The organism is Staphylococcus sp. HMSC055A09 (assembly GCF_001809655.1).
Classification (GTDB): domain Bacteria; phylum Bacillota; class Bacilli; order Staphylococcales; family Staphylococcaceae; genus Staphylococcus; species Staphylococcus capitis.
The window spans coordinates 247,665-267,997 of record NZ_KV798369.1 but is presented as its reverse complement, the minus strand read 5'-3'; the positions used below and the strand labels follow the sequence as shown (position 1 = coordinate 267,997).

The 20,333-nt window shown below is 32.9% G+C and carries 18 protein-coding genes and 1 tRNA gene; 4 read left to right on the top strand and 15 right to left on the bottom strand.

The window, feature by feature from the left end; translation table 11 throughout:
* From tpiA to HMPREF2642_RS06845, 4 genes are all read right to left on the bottom strand, one after another.
* On the bottom strand, window positions 1-762 hold the full coding sequence (gene tpiA / locus HMPREF2642_RS06860; protein ID WP_023350645.1) for a triose-phosphate isomerase: 762 nt from the start codon (window positions 760-762) through the stop codon (window positions 1-3).
* Between the two features lie 169 nt (window positions 763-931).
* Window positions 932-2,122, bottom strand: a complete 1,191-nt coding sequence (gene pgk, locus HMPREF2642_RS06855; RefSeq protein WP_002433372.1) for a phosphoglycerate kinase — start codon at window positions 2,120-2,122, stop codon at window positions 932-934.
* 200 nt (window positions 2,123-2,322) lie between these two features.
* Window positions 2,323-3,333 (bottom strand): type I glyceraldehyde-3-phosphate dehydrogenase, encoded by a 1,011-nt coding sequence (gene gap / locus HMPREF2642_RS06850; protein WP_002432992.1) that lies wholly within the window; start codon window positions 3,331-3,333, stop codon window positions 2,323-2,325.
* Between the two features lie 52 nt (window positions 3,334-3,385).
* Entirely contained in the window at window positions 3,386-4,399 is a 1,014-nt protein-coding gene (locus HMPREF2642_RS06845; RefSeq protein WP_030061186.1) for a sugar-binding transcriptional regulator, read from the bottom strand.
* Between the two features lie 368 nt (window positions 4,400-4,767).
* Here HMPREF2642_RS06845 and HMPREF2642_RS06840 point away from each other — a divergent pair, with 368 nt between their 5' ends.
* Window positions 4,768-5,022 carry a hypothetical protein gene (locus HMPREF2642_RS06840; protein WP_030061184.1) on the top strand — a complete coding sequence of 85 codons (255 nt, stop codon included), beginning with the start codon at window positions 4,768-4,770 and terminating at the stop codon, window positions 5,020-5,022.
* A gap of 50 nt (window positions 5,023-5,072) precedes the next feature.
* On the opposite strand, the gene HMPREF2642_RS06835 is transcribed toward HMPREF2642_RS06840, so the two are convergent.
* On the bottom strand, window positions 5,073-5,852 hold the full coding sequence (locus tag HMPREF2642_RS06835) for a hypothetical protein (RefSeq protein ID WP_030061182.1): 780 nt from the start codon (window positions 5,850-5,852) through the stop codon (window positions 5,073-5,075).
* An 895-nt stretch (window positions 5,853-6,747) separates the two neighbouring features.
* On the opposite strand from HMPREF2642_RS06835, the gene HMPREF2642_RS06830 reads away from it, so the two are divergent.
* Window positions 6,748-7,647: a TIGR01777 family oxidoreductase gene (locus HMPREF2642_RS06830; protein ID WP_070597741.1), complete on the top strand. Its 900-nt coding sequence runs from the start codon at window positions 6,748-6,750 to the stop codon at window positions 7,645-7,647.
* A 31-nt stretch (window positions 7,648-7,678) separates the two neighbouring features.
* Window positions 7,679-7,861: a hypothetical protein gene (locus tag HMPREF2642_RS06825; protein WP_030061180.1), complete on the top strand. Its 183-nt coding sequence runs from the start codon at window positions 7,679-7,681 to the stop codon at window positions 7,859-7,861.
* Between the two features lie 279 nt (window positions 7,862-8,140).
* Here HMPREF2642_RS06825 and clpP read toward each other — a convergent pair whose 3' ends face one another.
* Window positions 8,141-8,728 (bottom strand): ATP-dependent Clp endopeptidase proteolytic subunit ClpP, encoded by a 588-nt coding sequence (clpP, locus tag HMPREF2642_RS06820; RefSeq protein ID WP_002433484.1) that lies wholly within the window; start codon window positions 8,726-8,728, stop codon window positions 8,141-8,143.
* Window positions 8,729-8,917: 189 nt separating this feature from the next.
* Between clpP and HMPREF2642_RS06815 the strand changes: the two genes are divergently transcribed.
* A tRNA-Arg gene (locus HMPREF2642_RS06815) sits at window positions 8,918-8,989 on the top strand.
* 178 nt (window positions 8,990-9,167) lie between these two features.
* On the opposite strand, the gene whiA is transcribed toward HMPREF2642_RS06815, so the two are convergent.
* From whiA to uvrA, 9 genes are all read right to left on the bottom strand, one after another.
* A complete protein-coding gene (whiA, locus tag HMPREF2642_RS06810; RefSeq protein ID WP_002433095.1) occupies window positions 9,168-10,112 on the bottom strand; it encodes a DNA-binding protein WhiA in 945 nt (314 codons plus the stop codon).
* Window positions 10,113-10,237: 125 nt separating this feature from the next.
* Window positions 10,238-11,233, bottom strand: a complete 996-nt coding sequence (gene yvcK, locus HMPREF2642_RS06805; RefSeq protein WP_030061177.1) for a gluconeogenesis factor YvcK family protein — start codon at window positions 11,231-11,233, stop codon at window positions 10,238-10,240.
* Window positions 11,230-12,141 carry an RNase adapter RapZ gene (gene rapZ / locus HMPREF2642_RS06800; protein ID WP_002432991.1) on the bottom strand — a complete coding sequence of 304 codons (912 nt, stop codon included), beginning with the start codon at window positions 12,139-12,141 and terminating at the stop codon, window positions 11,230-11,232. Before rapZ ends, yvcK begins: the two co-directional genes overlap by 4 nt.
* Before the next feature lie 169 nt (window positions 12,142-12,310).
* A complete protein-coding gene (trxB, locus tag HMPREF2642_RS06795; RefSeq protein ID WP_023350649.1) occupies window positions 12,311-13,252 on the bottom strand; it encodes a thioredoxin-disulfide reductase in 942 nt (313 codons plus the stop codon).
* A 64-nt stretch (window positions 13,253-13,316) separates the two neighbouring features.
* Entirely contained in the window at window positions 13,317-14,756 is a 1,440-nt protein-coding gene (locus tag HMPREF2642_RS06790; RefSeq protein WP_023350650.1) for a tetratricopeptide repeat protein, read from the bottom strand.
* On the bottom strand, window positions 14,756-15,250 hold the full coding sequence (locus HMPREF2642_RS06785) for an acyltransferase (protein ID WP_030061174.1): 495 nt from the start codon (window positions 15,248-15,250) through the stop codon (window positions 14,756-14,758). The genes HMPREF2642_RS06790 and HMPREF2642_RS06785 overlap by 1 nt, the downstream gene beginning before the upstream one ends.
* A gap of 8 nt (window positions 15,251-15,258) precedes the next feature.
* Window positions 15,259-16,095 (bottom strand): prolipoprotein diacylglyceryl transferase, encoded by an 837-nt coding sequence (gene lgt, locus HMPREF2642_RS06780; RefSeq protein WP_030061172.1) that lies wholly within the window; start codon window positions 16,093-16,095, stop codon window positions 15,259-15,261.
* Window positions 16,096-16,101: 6 nt separating this feature from the next.
* Window positions 16,102-17,034, bottom strand: a complete 933-nt coding sequence (hprK, locus tag HMPREF2642_RS06775; protein ID WP_037548404.1) for an HPr(Ser) kinase/phosphatase — start codon at window positions 17,032-17,034, stop codon at window positions 16,102-16,104.
* A 462-nt stretch (window positions 17,035-17,496) separates the two neighbouring features.
* Window positions 17,497-20,331 (bottom strand): excinuclease ABC subunit UvrA, encoded by a 2,835-nt coding sequence (gene uvrA, locus HMPREF2642_RS06770; RefSeq protein ID WP_030061168.1) that lies wholly within the window; start codon window positions 20,329-20,331, stop codon window positions 17,497-17,499.
* Window positions 20,332-20,333: the final 2 nt, after the last annotated feature.

Sequence of the window (20,333 nt, the reverse complement as noted above, 5' to 3'; positions counted from 1 at the left end):
TTATTTTGCACCTTCCAATAATTGTACGAAATCTTCAACTTTTAATGATGCGCCACCTACTAATGCACCATCAATATCTGATTGAGCCATATATTCTTTAATATTATTTGGTTTAACACTACCACCATATTGAATACGTGTTGCTTCAGCAACATCTTGGCTTGATAAGTCAGCTAATGTTTTACGAACGTGCGCGCACATTTCATTAGCATCTTCTGAAGTAGAAGATTTACCAGTGCCGATTGCCCAAATTGGTTCATAAGCAATAACTACTTCTTTAAGTTGATCTTCAGATAAGCCTTCAACAGCTTTTTTAACTTGATTACCTACTACTTCATTTGCTTTACCTGCTTCACGTTCTTCATCTGATTCACCAACACAAATAATTGGTGTCATACCATGATTAAAGATTGCGTGAGCCTTTTTATTTACTTCTTCATCAGTTTCGTGGAAATAATCACGACGTTCTGAGTGACCAATCACGACATATTTAACACCTAAGTCAGCTAAAGCTACAGGTGATGTTTCACCAGTGTATGCGCCACTGTCTTCGAAGTATGCGTTTTGAGCACCGATTTTTAATCCTTGTGCTTTACCTTCTTTAACAGCAGTTACTAAAGCATCTAATTGGATTGTTGGTGCACAAATTACTGATTCTACTTCTTTAGGATCAGGTAATGTTGGTAATTCATTTATGAAATCTTTAGCTTCTTGAACTGTTTTATTCATTTTCCAGTTTCCGGCTATAATTGGTGTTCTCATTCATTACACTCCTTAATAATTTAGTGTTAAATTTAAAAATTTGTAAGATAATAAATTTTAATGATGACATATGAGTCAGATAAAGAAAGCATATATAAGCTTTCATTCATCCTTTTCCCATATCATTAAATTTAAAAACTTACGCCTTAACTGAGCGAGGTTCATTCAATTATTTATCGTTAATTGCTTTAATACCTGGTAATTCTTTTCCTTCTAAATATTCTAATGATGCACCGCCACCAGTAGAAATATGAGTAAAGTCATCTTCGAAACCTAGTGAGATAGCTGCTGCTGCAGAATCACCCCCACCGATAATAGTAGTAGCATCTTTTAAGTTAGCGATTGATTCACATACACCGATCGTACCTTTTGCAAAGTTACTAAATTCAAATACACCCATAGGTCCATTCCATACTACTGTATGTGCACCTTGTAATTCTTTATTAAATAGTTCAACAGTTTTAGGACCAATATCCATTGCTTCTTGATCAGCTGGGATATCATCAATTGAAACTTCAGTGATTTTCGCGTCATTAGAGAATTCTTTAGCTACCTTACAATCTACTGGTAAGACAATTTGATCGCCATTGTTTTCTAATAAATCTTTAGCGAAGTCAATTTTGTCTTCTTCTAATAACGAAAGACCAATTTCTTTACCTTGCGCTTTCATGAATGTATAAGCCATACCGCCACCAATTAAAATTTTATCAGCGATATTAACTAAGTTTTTGATGACATTAATTTTATCTGAAACTTTGGCACCACCTAGGATAGCTACAACTGGTTTGTGTGGGTCGTTAACAACTCCACCAATAAATTTAATTTCTTTTTCCATTAAATAACCAGCTGCTGTTTCTAAATGAGTAGAAATACCTACGTTAGATGCGTGTTCACGGTGAGCTGTACCAAATGCATCGTTAACGAATACATCACCTAATGATGCCCAATATTTGCCTAATTCAGGATCATTTTTAGATTCTTTCTTACCATCAATATCTTCAAAACGAGTATTCTCAACTAATAATACATCGCCTTCATTTAAATTTTTGATAGCAGTTTCAAGTTTTTCTCCACGTGTTTCAGGTACGAAAGTAACTTCCTTACCTAATTTTTTAGATAAATCATCTGCTACTGGTTTTAAAGATAAACCTTCTTTATCACTTTCTTCTTTCACTTTACCTAAGTGAGAGAATAATACTAATTTACCACCTTGTTCAATAATGTATTTAATCGTTGGCAACGCTTGAACAATGCGGTTATCATTAGTGATTTCTCCATCTTTCAACGGAACATTAAAGTCTGCACGTTCGAGAACTACTTTACCTTTTAAATCTAAATCTGAAACGATTTTTTTAGCCATTATTAATTTCCTCCTTTAAATAGGAAAACTTTATATAAAAATAAGCGGAGAAGCGTTTGTGCTCCCCGCTTACTCATAAGCTTATATATCTAATTAAACAGTACAGAGCACTAATCAAATTATGAACGTTTGAGAGAGTTACTCTCTCGACATGTGTACTTTAAATAACTTGAATTACGTGCTTATACACTATGCTTCAATTATTTAGAAAGTTCAGCTAAGTGAGCTAATGTACGAACTAATTGAGAAGTATAAGACATTTCATTGTCGTACCAAGCTGCAACTTTAACTAATTGGCGGTCACCAACAGTCATTACACGAGTTTGAGTAGCATCGAATAATGAACCGTAAGTCATACCTACAACGTCAGAAGATACGATTTCATCTTCAGTGTAACCAAATGATTCGTCAGAAGCTTGTTTCATTGCTTCATTTACTTGATCAGCTGTTACATCTTGTTTATCTAATACTACAGTTAATTCAGTTAATGAACCTGTAGCAACTGGAACACGTTGAGCTCCACCGTCTAATTTACCGTCGATTTCTGGAATAACTTTACCGATTGCTTTAGCAGCACCTGTAGAGTTAGGGATAATGTTTTCTGCTGCTGCACGAGCACGACGTTTGTCGCCTTTTCTGTGAGGAGCATCTTGAGTATTTTGGTCACCAGTATAAGCATGGATAGTAGTCATTAAACCTTCTACTAAACCAAACTCATCATTTAAAACTTTTGCAACTGGTGCTAATGAGTTAGTAGTACATGAAGCACCTGATACAACTGTTTCAGAACCATCTAATTCATCATGGTTAGTGTTGAATACGATTGTTTTTAAATCACCAGTAGCTGGAGCAGAGATTAATACTTTTTTAGCACCTGCATCGATGTGAGCTTGTGCTTTATCTTTATCAGTGTAGAAACCAGTACATTCTAATACTACGTCGATGTCTAGGTCTCCCCAAGGTAATTTGCTTGCATCTGGTTCATCGAATGATTTAATTTCTTTACCGTTAACACGGAATCCACCATCGATAACTTCAACTTCTCCAGTGAAGCGACCTTGCATAGTGTCGTATTTTAATAAGTGAGCTAACATTTCGTCATCTGTTAAGTCGTTAACTGCTACTACTTCAAGACCTTCTACATCTTGGATTCTTCTGAATGCTAAACGACCAATTCTACCAAAACCATTAATTGCTACTTTAATTGCCATTATAATGGCCTCCTTTAAAAATGATATTTAAAAAGTATTAAACTTTTTATTACTATTGTAAAATAACTTTCGCTGCAGTTTCGTCTGTGATTAATACAGTATTGTCTGGAGCAATAGAGAGATAAGCTTTAATTGCTTCTCCTTTAGATTGTCCACCTGCTACAGCAAAGATAAAATCTTTACTCTCAAGGTCTTCTAATTGTAGCCCAATCGTTTTAACTTTATGAACCACATTGCCTTGAGCATCAAAATAATATCCAAAAGCTTCTCCAACGGCTTGATGATGTTGAAGTTTATCAATCACTTCTTTTGGTGATTGACGTCGATGCGCCATCTTCAGCGCATCACCAATACCGTGAATTGTAACATTTGCTTGTTTAATTTTATCTAACGTATGAATCACTGATGGCTCTAACATCAAAGTGTCATATGTAGATTCACTCACATTATCTGGTACATACAATGTTGTGTAGTATCCACCAGCTTGTTGAGCCATACTAGAAGAAATAGTATTTGCTTGGTAGACCATATTTTCACCTAGTCCACCTCGAGCTGGAACAAAGAAAACATTAAATGGTAGTAAATGAATAGATTCACTTACGTATGCCATCGTGGATCCTCCAGTTACAGAAACAATTGCATCTTCATATAAAATACTTTCTAGTAACTGACCAGCCTGTCTTCCTATTTCTCTTTTAACTGTTTGATTCGAATCTGAATCACCTGGAATGACATGAACATCTTTAATGTTGAACTTTTCTTTAATCGCTCTAGCCATTCTGTGGTCATCACTATAAACATTGAAGTAATCACTGAGTTGCGATAACACTTCAGTACCTTCATGAGTGATTTCCATACCGGTTGATTTAACTTTAATTAATTCTTGCTTTTTCAACATGTCTGTTTCAGATCTTAAGACCCTTTCAGTCATGTCCATGTGTTCACTTAAACTTCTTCTACCCACTGGTTGGTTTTGAGAGATAGTAGTTAAAATCGAAAAACGTCGATACATCTTGTCAACAAGGTCAGGTATGAGCTTTTGCTGAACTTTTATTAAGTCTTTCACTACTACCTTCCTCCTTATATCTTTATAAAAAGGTAATCGAGGGGCTACTCACAACCATGGGTTGACTTTTTAAGTCCCACCTGGGACAAAAATTAACCTCTTTACACTTGCAATAGTACTATTGCGTATAATAAATTGCAAGCAAATTAACTCATATTTTTATTAATAATTATTAATGTTTATAATAAAACGTTTACATCCTTGAAGTGTTCATTATGAGCTCCAAAAGGTTTAAATTATTGTTTTATTACCTTTACGAGATAATTTTACCCAAGCTATATTAAATATAATCATCTGTTTTAAATCCTTGATTAATTCAATTATAATTAAAATTGTTGACAAAGATTTTTCATGAAGAGGGATACAAAATGACAAATGAGAATAATAAAGATTCAAACGAAAAAGTAGAAGTGATAGACCCAAGCGATATGCGCTATAAAGATGATGAATATTTTAAATCAAATCAACATACCAATGAAGATTATCAATTTGAGGATGAAAGAATGATTAAGAAAACATATTCTTATGGATGTACGCATACAGGTTGTGGATGTACTATAGGGTGTTTTTCAATCATGTTCATCTCCTTTTTATTATCTTGGTTAGTATATTGGTTATTCTAAATAATATATTAAAAGCCAACATCCTTATTAAAGGACGTTGGCTTAATTTTTTAATCTTCTTTTGAATTTTGTGAGCTATTATTAGATGAGCTTTGATTACTTGAACGTTCCTGAGTGCTACTGCTTTGATTACTAGATTGTTGAGTTTGACTCGTGTTTTTTTGAACAGATTGATTACTACTATTGCTAGTATTACTATTTGATTGCGATTGTTGTTTTCTATTATCCTGTTGAGAACTTGGTTGTTGTGAACTTGATTGTTGTGAACTAGGCTGTTGAGATGATGATTTCTCTTCTGAACTAGGTTGTTCTTGAGTTTTATTATCATTTTTACTTTCTGACTTAGACTGCTCAGTTGTCTTCTCATCTGTTTGTGCTTCTTGAGTTTGTTGTGATGAGCGTGGTTCTGCCTTTTGTTGTTTAGTTTTTTGCTTTTCTTGAGTGTTTCTTTGTTGAGTTGGTGTCTGTTGTGTCTTCTCAGATGTGCTTGGAGCTTGTTGTGTTGACTGCTTTGTTTGTTGTGTCTCTTGTGTTTGTTGTGTTTGACGCGTTTGTTGAGTCTGTTGTGTTTGTTGCGGAGCTTGTTGTGTTTTGTTTACTTTAGTATCTTTAGATTTGTCTTTGTCATTATCCTTATTTTTATCTTTGTCTTTATCTTGATCTTTATCTTTCTTGTCATCTTTCTTCTTATCATTTTGTTCAGTTTTATCACTGTTAAGACGCTCATTAGCTTTTTTAGAACTGTCTACAAAAGAGAATATTCCAAATGCTAAGCCAATTAATAAAAGTAATACTATGATGGTACTAATTATTTTTGCCAAACCACTCATTCCTTACTTACCTCTCTTTCAATTATTAGGAATTCATATATAATAAAATTTAAGTTTGTTTTTTATGCTCATTTTTACGATATTTATTGTTCAATAATTCATTTTGAAAATAAAAAACCTTCCTTATAACTATAGTTGAATGAAATATATAGTTATAATTCAACTTTATATAATGAACTAACTACTAGTTAAAAGCAATTAATTATAATTTACTAAAAACTGTATGTTTTCATTTGCCTATTTTTTATATGATAACATCATACTCATAAGTAAACACTATATTTTTAATTTCTTAATCTAAACTTAACATGAATGGTACGTGATTAAATGTATGACTTTAATAATGAGAATTCACAAAATAAAAAATCTCACAATAATTTGAAATACATGATGATTAAAAATGATAATTATGAAGACAGTAAGTCAAATCATATTGCTGGATTTATAATCACATTATTAATTATAGCCCTCATTGTAATAATTAAATGGTTACTTGGGTAATAATATATTACATCAATCTAATAGATAATAACCTTAAATTAGACTAATCAAACAATTAAAGAGACTTTAAAATCTATTGAAATCATTTTCTGTAAAAAGTGATTTATGTATTTTAAAATATAAAAAAGGACCCATACGTTGCTCGCATGGATCCACTACTAAAGGGAGTCAAAATTTACCTTCGTTAGTATATTATGGGGTATACTCATACTAATTAAGAGATGTTTAATTAATTATCGAAGGTACAATTTCATTATAACTGAAATGTTTTAATTTTAAATGCAAATTCATAAAAGTATTTGACATCTTATTGGCTAAAAAATGTATAATTTTTGAATATTAATAATCACTATCAATAAGGTAAGCGCTTTTATTTTTAAAATGAGGTGAAATGATGAAACAATACTTAATTACTGGTGGAACTGGAATGGTAGGTTCACATTTAGTAAAGGAAATTAAAAAAACGGATGCACATATTACTATTTTAACCCGACAAGATAAAACATCTAATGAATCTAAAATTACTTACGTCAATTGGTCAAAAGAAGGCTGGCAAAATGACGTTCCTGATATAGATGTAGTTATCAATTTAGCAGGTGCAACGCTCAATAAACGCTGGACTAAATCACATAAACAAGTCATGATGGTTAGTCGTATTCAGTCTACACAAGCTTTATATGAGTTATTTGAAAGCCGTACTCAAAAACCAAAAGTTTTATTTAACGCGAGTGCTATGGGATATTATCCTCCTGATTTATATTATAGTTATACAGAATTATATCAAACTTTACCTTTTGATTTTCTATCAGATATTGTTTACCAATGGGAACGTTTCGCTAATAAATTTAAAGATTTCGGAACACGAGTAGTCTTAGGAAGATTTGGACTTATTCTCTCTGATACTGGTGGAGCGTTACAAACTATGGAATTACCGTACCGTTTTTATGTAGGTGGTAAATTAGGTTCAGGTCAACAATGGTATTCTTGGATTCACATAGATGATTTAATCAGAGGTATTATATTTACTATAGATAATAAAGATGCACACGGTCCTTTCAATTTAACAGCACCAATCCCTGAAACACAAAACTTATTTGGATATACTTTAGCTAGAGCAATGCATAAACCTCATGAAACTTGGGCGCCAAAATTAGCAATGCGTTTAGTTCTTGGAGAAATGTCAACAGTTGTTTTAGACACTCAAAAGGTTTTACCAAATAAGTTACACGCACTTGGCTTTGAGTTTAAGTTTAACAATTTAAAGAATGCGTTAGATGATTTAGTTAAAGCCTAAGAAATTACAACGTACGAAGAAGGTTTATAAAATGAAAGACAATCAATTAACTTATATTTTGTTAATTATTGCTAGTATTTTATTAATATTGAATGGAATATTTGCATTTGATCACACAATTGCAATGATATTAATGTCATTACTCTTTACAATTGTAGGTTTAACATTATTCATTGTAGTTTTTCGATTACTTATAAAAGACAAGAAGCACTAAGCAATAAAATGATTAAGAGACATGATTTGTGATTTATAAACAAGTTGAACATGTTAACTCAACTTTTAATTTTCACAATATCGTTGTCTCTTTTTTTATAAGTATTGAATGTTGATTTTTTCCACCCACTCTAAGCAATTTTTTAATTGAAATATTTTTTAAGAAACCTATAACGAGAATACGCCTTGAGCTAAAACTACATAAAAAAACTGCCCACAAAGTTAGTAACTTTGTAGACAGTGTGACAGAAAATTAACTAAAAGATATTCTAGCTTTTAATTATTTACTTTCTGGCTCCATGACTTCATCGATTAAACCATATTCTTTTGCTTCTTCAGCAGTTAAGAAGTTATCACGATCAGTATCTTGTTGAATTTTCTCAATTGATTGACCTGTACGCTCAGCTAAAATACGATTTAATTTTTCACGAGTTTTTAAGATATGGTTTGCAGCAATTTCGATTTCAGTCGCTTGACCTTGTGCACCACCTAAAGGTTGGTGAATCATAACTTCAGCATTTGGTAATGCAAAACGTTTACCTTTAGCTCCTGCTGCTAATAAGAATGATCCCATAGATGCTGCCATACCAATACAAATTGTTTGAACATCTGGTTTAATATGTTGAATTGTATCGTAAATAGCAAAACCTGCTGTAACACTACCACCTGGTGAATTGATATATAAGTAGATGTCTTTTTCAGAGTCTTGAGCTTGTAAGAATAATAATTGAGATACAATTGAATTAGCTACATTATCATCAATTTGAGAACCTAACATGATAATACGGTCTTTTAATAAACGGGAATAAATATCATATGCGCGTTCACCACGATTTGTTGTTTCAATAACTGTAGGAATTAAATTCATCTATTTTTCCTCCTTTAATAACTGTTGAATTTTATTTTACCTTAAAAGTCAAAAATGGTCAAAATTTTGAACTTACTATTTAAAAATTCAGTTTGACGCTTAACTATAAGATTTGTAAACTAGAATTATCGTTTTCATTGTACTGTTATCACTATTATTAGTACAGAAAAATGTTTCTATCCTCATTTACCCCTCGTAGTGTAATGGATAACACATGAGATTCCGGTTCTTATAATAGAGGTTCAATTCCTCTCGAGGGGGCTTTTAACTTTAAATTACACACAATTTTTTTATTTAAAACGCTGTAATGACGGCGTTCTTTTTTGTCTTGTCTATTAATAAAACACGATATAAAACGTAGTTTCATGAAATTTTACATGACCCTGCTCTTCTAAACATAAATGAGGTATTTTTGAATTTATTTCAAAAATACCTATGCTTACATTTCGATTTGTTCTCCATTACGTATTTTATCTGCAAGTTCATTAAGTTTTCTTAGTCGATGGTTCATACCTGACTTAGATATTGGCCCAGTTGAAATCATTTCACCTAATTCTTTCAATGATATCTCTTGATGTTCAACTCGTAATTTAGCTACCTCTCTCAATCGGTCTGGTAAGTTATCCAAACCAATTTCTTGATCAATAAGTTGTATGCTCTCAACTTGTCTCATGGCTGCGCTCACTGTTTTATTTAGATTCGCTGTTTCACAGTTTACTAACCGATTCACAGAATTCCTCATATCTCTAACAATGCGCACATCTTCAAATTTCAGTAACGCTTGATAACCACCTATTAAACTAAGAAAATCCGAAATTTTTTCAGCCTCTTTTAGATAAGCAATACTACCTTTTTTACGTTCAAGATGCTTTGCATTTAATTCATAACTATTCATTAATTTAGTCAAACCTTCTGAGTGACTTTCATATTGCGAGAAGATTTCGAGATGATAAGAAGATGTTTCAGGATTATTTACTGAGCCACCAGCAAGAAAGGCTCCTCTTAAATAACTTCGTCTCATTTCGTCATCTTTAATCATGTCAGGATCAATTTCATGGGTAAAGATGCCCTCTTTAAGTATTCCAAGATCATTTAAGATTTCTTTCGCTAACATTTTTGTACGACAAATATAGATGTTGTTCTTTTTTAGTTTCATCTTTTTTCGAACCAATATTTCAACTTCTACATTAAAAATTCGTTTAATAAGAGAGTATATTCGTCGTGCTGTCGTTGCATTTTCAGTCTGTACGTTAATTACAAATTGTTGATTAGATAAACTAAGTGCGCCATTCATACGAATTAATGCACTGAGCTCTGCTTTAGCATTTGCTTCATCAACTTCAATACGTGTTAATTCATTTTTCATGTCTGATGCAAAGCTCATAGAATACTCATTCCTTCCTAAATCAACTCTATTTTGATCTATGTATGGTCGACATAGAGATTACATTACACTACTTTGATAAAACACACGTAAGCTATCATATCATAACAAATATTGCACTAACACTATTTATGTTTATCATTAGGGTTAAACTGAATTGTGCTTGTTAATTCTAGTGCAAGCTCATAAATCATACCTGATAAAATTTTAGTATTATGGCGTACGAAGTGTTCGTCAGAAATTTCAATTAAATTTGAAGCTGTTAAAACTCTTATACCTTTGTTTTTTAGCTCTTCTTTATGAACTTCTACTGGTTTTGAATTTTTTTCTTCATATTTACGTAAAACGTCTTTGCTATAATTTTCATTACTGCATATCACAAAGTCGATAAAATCTTCACCGACTTGTTGGCAAATTGCATCTATATGTTCTTTAACACCGTAATTATCTGTTTCTCCTGGTTGAGTCATTACGTTAGAAACATAAAGTTTTGGTGCATTAGAGCGAAGTAATGCTTCAGAAATCCCTTTAACACATAAATTAGAGATAACACTTGTATATAACGAACCAGGCCCAAGAACGATTAAATCTGCATGTTCTAGAGCCTCAACCGCTTCTTCCATAGGTTCAACATCCCCGGGTTCTAAAAAGACGCGATCTATTTTTTTATTTGTTTTAGGTATGTTGGTTTCTCCACGAACAATTTCTCCGTCTTCCATGACCGCATTCAATTGAACACTTGTGTTTGTTGATGGTATAACTTGCCCTTTGATATTGAGAACTTTACTAAGTTCTTTTATCGCATGACCGAAATCATTAGTTATACTTGTCATCCCTGCAATAACCAAATTCCCTAGTGAGTGGCCGTCGACTTTATTTTCATCAAAACGGTATTGAAAAAGTTGAGTTAACGTTGATTCTGAATCACTAAGCGCTGCGATAACATTACGTATATCACCTGGAGCAGGTATATCCATAACATCTCTAATCTTCCCTGTGCTTCCGCCGTTATCAGCGACAGTAACAATAGCAGTAATATCTATAGGGAATTCTCTTAATCCTCTTGCTAGAACAGATAAGCCTGTTCCTCCTCCGATAAGTACTACTTTCATTTGTTTCATTTTTTCTCTCCACTTTCAATATGAGCATCTCTGTGATGCACATAGACATTGTAATCAAAAACCTCATCAAGATATTCGCCTAAACGTTTTGCTAAAGCAACTGATCGGTGTTGACCGCCTGTACATCCTATAGCAATAACAAGCTGTGACTTTCCTTCTTTTTTATAACCTGGAATCATATACTTTAAGAGGTCTGTTAATTTATCAAAGAAAATCTCAGTTTCTTTCCATTTCATTACATAGTTATAGACCAGATCATCAAGACCAGTCAGCGGGCGTAGTTCTTCTACATAGTATGGATTTGGTAAAAATCTTACATCGAATACTAAATCAGCATCCATTTGAATCCCATGTTTGAAACCAAAACTGGTAACATTAATCGTAAACGTTTCAAAATTATCATCTAAATAAAATTTAGCGATCCGATGCTTTAATTCCTTAGGTTTTAATAGCGTCGTATCGATAACAAAGTTTGCAATGCTTCTAATTTCAGAAAGATGTTCTCTCTCCTCATTAATTGCTTCAATAAGAGAACGTTGTCCATTTTCATTCAATGGATGTGCTCTTCTTGATTCTTTATAACGAGAAATAAGTTTTTCTGTTTTAGCCTCTAAAAACATGACGTCTACGATAACATCATTACGACTTTTAATGATATCAATTTCTTTAATTAAAGATTTAAATAACTCCTTCCCTCTTAAATCAATGGCAATTGCCACCTTTTGTAAAGAAGGATTTCCTTGTTCCATGAGTTCTACAAATTTGGGTAATAAAACTGGTGGTAAATTATCTACGCAGAAGAACCCCATATCTTCAAGACTTTGTATCACTAGTGATTTACCCGCTCCTGACATGCCTGTAACAACTAATAATTCACTTTTAACAATTTCATTTTCGCTATTTTTCACTTTTTAAAGTCACCACCATTTAAGTTCTTCGCTCTTACTTCATATAATTAAATTAATCTTATCATACTAGTATATCTAAAGGAATCTTCTTTATTAATCAAAAAAGCTAGAACGATTGATAGCGACTACTTGTCGACATCAATGTCCTAGCTACATGTGATTGTGTAGATTAAGCTTCTAATTTATCTTTAAGCTCTGTGATATAATCTGCTGCACTTTGAGCTGCAATACTACCGTCTCCCGTTGCAGTTACAATTTGACGTAATCCTTTATCACGAACATCACCAGCTGCAAAGATTCCAGGGACATTCGTACTCATATCAGCTTTAGTGACAATATATCCTGTTTCATTTGTGATTCCTAAATTAGTAAATGGTGCTGTTAAAGGTTTCATTCCAATGTAAATGAAAACTCCATCAGCATCGTACGTTTCTTCCGAACCATCTTTAGTAGATTCTAAAGTTACTGATCCTACTTTGCCATCTTTTTCGTTGATTGTTTTTAAAGTATGACTCCAAATGAAATCAACTTTTTCATTTTTGAAAGCACGTTCTTGTAAAATATTCTGCGCACGTAATTCATCTCTTCTATGAACGATTGTTACTTTATCAGCGAATTTAGTTAAGAATGTTCCTTCTTCAACTGCTGAGTCGCCACCACCAATAACAAATAATCGTTTATTTTTAAAGAAGGCACCATCACACACAGCACAGTAACTTACACCACGTCCACCAAGTTCTTGTTCCCCAGGCACACCAATTTTTTTATATTCTGCACCAGTTGAGATAATCACTGCATGAGCCGTAATTTCTTTATTACCTAAGTTAATTACTTTGTAGTCACCTTTATCTTCTACAGATTTAATATCTCCATATTGATACTCTGCTCCAAATTTTTTCGCGTGTTCAAACATTTTCGTAGATAAATCTGGACCCGTAATCATTTCAAATCCTGGAAAGTTCTCTACCTCTTCAGTGTTGGCCATTTGACCACCTGGCATACCACGTTCAATCATAACTGTTTTTAAATTTGCACGAGATGCATAAACTGCTGCTGTCATACCGGCAGGACCTGCGCCGATAATGGCTACGTCAAAATCTACTTCAGTCATTTTTTAATGCCTCCTAGTTATTAATCATTATCGCATTATATACTATACCATTTATTTCTTAAATTTATATGCTCAAAATAAAAGCAATGGTTTTATCTAATTTATATCGTGTGACTTCAAAAGAATCAATAATTTGTTTTTTAGTCATAGCGTGATTGGTATATTTATAGTGCATATATACAAATGCAGCTAAATATCTGTCTACCTCTGCTAAATCAACTTTTTCAGAGATAATCGCTTCAGCTTGATCAATCCAGTCAATAAATAGTGAGGTATCGTTTTTAAAATAATCCATTTCATATAATTTCAACATACCTCTGTGAATAAAATCTAATTTATTTAATGTTAATCCTTGTACCAGATACGTTAGATATAATTTTTCATAATCATTCATTGATTCTAAGATTGACCAAATCTCTTCTGTCATAAGAATTTCTTTACCATTGAGTTGATTTAATAAAAAGATTCCATATAGTCTATAATGACTATCGTCATCCAATAATAGTGGAAGAATGCGTTGGTTAAAAACAGATTTACTTTCCTCAAGCACCCATGGCGCATAACCAACATCTACTTTAGATATCTGTAGTAATTTATTCCATAATTCTACACTTTCATCTTTATTTCCGAGGTAATAAAAATTAAAGCTCAATGCATTATACATTTGAATGGATAAAAACTTACCCTTTTTATATAGAGGATAAAGTAAATTTTGAGATGCTTGATACTGTTTTAAATAACTTAATACAATTCCTAGTTTAAAACTTTCATCATCATTCATAGGTACAACTTTGTTTAATATTTTAAGATACCTCTTATATTTCTCCATTTCATTTGTGTTATAAAGTAAAAGTGTATAATGACATAAGGCATGAACATCTGAATTATCTTCACTCAATAACGCTTCAAACATCTCTTTAGCTGTTTCATATTCACTTAAATAAAGATAGCACATCGCAAGCAGATTACGTATAACACGATGGGATTGAATATGCTCATCTTGACTTAGAATATATGCTCGCGCGTCATTCAGTCGTCCTTGTGAAAATAAAAATTGGAATAATAATTGTGTAGCAAATAATTGTGCTTCTAATTCAATTTTATGTTCACTTGTATAGGTCACTTCGAATGTCTTTTCTAGTACTTCTCTAAAGTCCTGATCATCTGTTAAAAGTACATAATTAATACCAAACAAGAATGCCTTGTTTGGTTCATTCAACTCTATATTTAATTGACTTAACTCATAGAAACTATCTGCAACATGAAAATCATTTACAATATTTTCGTAAAATATTTGCTCTGCTTTTCTACCTAAATTTATTTTCGTTAAACATTGTGCATAATGTAATTGAATATCATAATCTTCAGGTGACAATTCGAGCACTTTGCTATAGTAATTTGCTGCTTTATTATAATCTTGTTGTTGCCATTTTTGTATAGCCATTTTGCGGTAAAAAGTTTCGTCGAAAATCATTGGTATTATCTTATTGTCTTCACGTGCCATTAATTGTCACCTCCTCTATCAACTTTTATATGCATAGGATTACCAAATACAAAGCTATAATCAGGTATATCTTTAGTGATGACCGTACCAGCTCCGACTTTTACATGGTTTCCTATTCTAACTCCTGGTAAAATCGTTACATTCGCACCAATCAATGTATAATGCCCAATGGTGACTCTACCTTGTCGCCATTCATCAATAAGTACTTCATGCGTTAATATTGTTGTATTATAACCAATAACACTATTGTTGCCAACAGAAATTAACTCTGGATAAAACAAGTCAGGTAAAACTTTATATGCAAATGCTGTATTCTGACCTATAGCCATTTTTAAAAACTTGCGATAAATAGAGCGTTTTAGACGCATGCTTGGTATAAAACGAGAAATTTCAATAATAATAGTTTGTTTAAAAACCTTAGGAAATCTCACTATTTTATAAACTTGCCACAGAGGGTTTATGGAGAAACGTTTTTGTTTGTTTAATCGTCTCACCATACACACTACGCCCTTTTACCTGGCCATTGAAGTGGTCCAGAATTTTTAAAAGTTGAAGGTTGATACTTAACTCTTCTATATACAATAAGAATAATGCTAACAACGATAAGAATGACTGATACGAGTTGTGCAACTCTAATATGACTTGTAAGCATTAAACTATCAGTTCGCAGTCCTTCAACGAAGAATCGGCCAATTGAATACCAAATAAGATAAATAAAGAACGTTTCCCCTATTTTTAGATGTTTCCTCAAATTAATTAGAATTATAAAACCGAGAACATCCCACGCAGATTCATATAAAAATGTAGGATGATAATACTGACCATCGATATACATATTTCTAATGATAAAATCCGGTAAATGTAAGTGTTCTAAAAACGCCTTCGATACAGGTCCACCATGGGCTTCATGATTCATAAAATTACCCCATCTACCTATACCTTGAGCTAATATAATACCTGGCGCTACAATATCACCGATTTGTAACGGGTGTAGATTTTTAGACCTACATACGATAACACCTGTAATAAATCCACCAATTAAACCACCGTGGATTGCTATACCTCCATGCCATATCTTCGGTATTTCACCTGGATTTTGCATGTAATATGGCCATTGGAAAATCACGAAGTATAAACGTGCCACAATAAAACCAAATATAGCACTATAGAATATAATATCTATTAATGTATCTTTATGTAAGCCAACATTTTTTAGTGCAGCTTGTGCAATAAAATAACCCAGTAATATACCACATGCGATAATAATTCCATACCAACGAACATGTATAGGTCCAATACTAAAAGCAATTGGATCAATGTATCCTAGAGTTAAACCCATTTCGTACTACTCCTCACTTTTATGACTATTGCGAACGATTTCTTCATTTAAACGCTCACTAAACTCTTCAGCTGTATTAATTCCCATTATATTTAATCGATAATTCATCGCTGCAACTTCAATAATTACGGCAACATTTCGTCCAGGTCTTACAGGAATTGTTTTTTTAGTAATTTCAGTATCGAGGATTTTCAAAGTTTCCTCATTAAGTCCAACTCGATCATATAATTTATCTTTATTCCAATTCTCTAAATTAATATTTAAACGAATTTGTTTCTCAGTCAAAATAGACCCTGCACCAAATAGAGTCATAACATTAATAATTCCCAGTCCTCGAATCTCAAGTAAATGCTCAATCAATTTAGGTGGTTTGCCTATTAATTCGTCTTTAGTGATTTCTTTAATTTCAACATTATCATCAGCGACAAGTCTGTGACCACGTTTAACTAATTCTAATGCAGTCTCACTTTTACCTATACCTGAATCACCTGTAATTAATACACCTACTCCATAAACATCGACGAGTACTCCATGTAAAGATGTGGTTTTAGCTAATTCATGCTCTAAAAATGTAGTCAAACGACTCATCAAACTTGTCGTAGCATCTTTAGCAATAATAATAGGTGTATTTAGTTCTTTTGCTGCAGAAATTAATTCTTCAGGGGGCTCCAATCCTCGCGTCACAATAATTGCTGGAGTTTCAGGTCGACATAATTTTCTCATTCTTCCTTCTTTCTCATCATCAGGAAGTAGATTATAGAAAGATAGTTCAGTAGTTCCTAACAATTGAATTCTATCTGAAGCATAGTGAGAGAAATAGCCTGCCATTTCTAGACCAGGACGTGATATATCCGTATTTTTTATTGGTCTATTTAAGCCTTTTTCCCCAGCGATTAAATCTAGATTAAGTGTATTAACCAGTCTTTCTGTTGTTAACATGGGTTCACCTCAAATTATAATATCCCTTCGTATCTATTCTCTATTCTATTATCATATCAAAAATGAACTCACAATCTATATTAAAATGACGATTTAACTTTTAAAATATTCTTAAATAACCATTAACTTAAATATATGAATGTTAATTTTTTTTAACATCTGAGGTGAGTATTTTAACCATTAATAAATTATAGGTTTGAATTCTTGTATTAAAGTTATAAAACACTCACTTTAACTTGCATATCTCAATAAATACTTTAGAAAAAACTTTATTAGCTATGGACTTGTTGCAATGGTTAATAAGAATTAAAAACTTACAATGAATATATCTTAATTTTAAAAGCTATCATCATGATAAAGAATTAAGGCTAGGACAATATTAATGTCCTAGCCTATCAAAGTTGGTTAGCATTAGTAAAGGTTAACTAAAACTTTGAAGCGTTATCTTTACTAATTGGCTATTTATTCTATACTGTCTCTTTCTAAAACAGGTTTTAAATATGTTCCAGTATAAGAGTCATTATTTTCAGCAATTTCTTCCGGAGTACCAGTACCAACTATAGTACCCCCGCCTTCGCCACCTTCAGGTCCAAGATCAATAATGTGATCTGCAGTTTTAATTACATCTAAGTTGTGTTCAATAATCACAACTGTATCACCGTTTTCTACTAATCGATTTAAAACTTTTAACAAACGGCTAATATCATCAACGTGCAGCCCCGTTGTAGGTTCATCAAGGATATAAATAGAACGTCCTGTGGAACGCTTATGCAATTCAGAGGCTAATTTTACACGTTGAGCTTCACCACCTGAAAGAGTTGTCGCCTGTTGTCCTAAAGTAATATAACCTAAGCCGACATCAACAAGGGTTTGAAGCTTTCGATTAATTTTTGGAATATTTTCGAAGAAATGTGTTGCTTCTTCAACAGTCATTTCTAATACATCGGCAATATTTTTACCTTTATAAGTTACTTCCAAGGTTTCTCGATTATAACGTTTACCATCACACACTTCACATGGTACATAAACGTCTGGTAAAAAATGCATTTCTATTTTAATGATACCGTCACCTTTACAAGCTTCACAACGTCCGCCTTTAACATTGAAACTAAATCTACCTTTTTGATAACCACGTATTTTAGCTTCATTCGTTTGAGCAAAGACATCTCTAATATCATCGAAAACGCCTGTATAAGTGGCTGGATTTGAACGTGGAGTTCTACCAATTGGAGATTGATCAATATCAATAATCTTATCGAGGTGATCAATACCATCAATTGTGTCAAAATCTCCAGGTTTTATTTTAGATTTATTAATTTTTTGGGCAAGTGATTTATATAAAATTTCATTAACTAATGAACTTTTACCAGAACCAGACACTCCAGTAACAACAGTCATTACTGATAAAGGAAATTCAACATCGACGTTTTTAAGATTATTGCTTCTAGCACCTTTTATGCTAATTTTCTTATTAGTTACTTCTCGTCTATGTTCGGGTACATCAATACGTTTTTTGCCACTAAGATATTGTCCAGTTAATGATTTTTTATCTTTCATTACTTTAGCAGGTGTACCACTTGAAACAATTTCTCCACCATGATTCCCTGCACCTGGACCTACATCTACTAAATAATCTGCTGCTCTCATCGTATCATCATCGTGTTCAACAACAATTAACGTATTTCCTAAATCTCTCATTTCTTTTAATGTACTAATTAGGCGATCATTATCTCTTTGATGTAGCCCAATTGAAGGTTCATCTAATACATACAATACTCCTGTTAGTCTTGAACCTATTTGAGTAGCAAGACGAATACGTTGTGCTTCCCCACCTGATAAAGTACCAGATGAACGATTTAAAGTAAGATATTCCAAACCTACGTTATTTAAGAAAGATAATCTTGAAATAATTTCCTTAAGGATTTGGTTTGCTATCGCTCTGTCTTGCTCACTTAATTCAATCTTTTCATAATAATTCAAAGCATTTTTAATGGAGTATTGCACGACTTCACCAATATTAAAACCGCCAACATAGACAGATAAAGCTTCTTGGCTCAAACGTTTACCATGACACGTTTCACATGGAAGTTCTGTCATGTACTTGCTCATCATTTCACGGGTATACTCAGAAGGAGACTCATGGTAGCGTCGATTGATATTAGGAATAACCCCTTCGAATACCATTTTGCGTTTACGTGTGCCCCCATTACGTTGAGTGAAAGTAAACTCAATTTCTTTATCTCCAGAACCGTGCATCAAGATATTCTTTTGTCTATCTGTCAGCTTTTTATATGGTTTATCCATGTTGATCTTATAGACTTCACATACGCGTTTTAACAATGTTGGATAGAAGTCCGAACTTGTAGGCTCCCATGGTTCAATTGCACCTTCATTTAATGATTTATCTTTATCAGGAACAACTAAATCCATGTCTACTGTTAGTTTTTGACCAAGACCATCACATGTTGGGCATGCACCAAATGGACTATTGAAACTGAACATTCTTGGCTCTAACTCACCAATTGAGAATCCACAAATAGGACATGCATGATTTTCAGAAAATTTTAGTTCATCACCATCAATGACATCAACAGTTAAGTTACCTTCCGCTAGTTCTAAAGACGTTTCAATTGAATCTGCTAAACGCGTCTCAATTCCATCTTTAACGACTAAGCGGTCGACAACTACTTCAATAGTATGATTTTTATTCTTATCAAGTTCGGGCACTTCATTGACATCTACAATCTCTCCGTCGACACGTAAGCGTACATAACCCTTTTTACCTATATCTTCAATTAATTTTTCGTGTGTTCCTTTTCTATGAGACACTACAGGTGCAAGTAGTTGGATTTTTGTACGTTCTTCAAGTTCTAGAATTCTATCCACCATTTGTTGAACAGTTTGAGATTCTATTTCTATTCCATGGTGCGGACAATAAGGTTTACCTACGCGTGCATAAAGCAGACGTATATAGTCATAGATTTCAGTTACAGTTGCAACAGTTGATCGTGGATTTTTACTAGTTGTCTTTTGATCAATAGAAATGGCAGGTGATAAACCTTCAATTGTATCAACATCTGGCTTATCCATTTGTCCTAAAAACTGACGTGCATATGCACTTAGAGACTCCACATATCGTCTTTGTCCTTCTGCATAAATCGTATCAAATGCCAAAGAAGACTTACCAGAGCCTGAAAGTCCAGTCATGACAATAAGTTTATTTTTGGGTAGCTCAATATCTACTCCTTTTAAATTATGTGCACGTGCGCCTTTAACGACTATTGACGGTCCTTTCATTT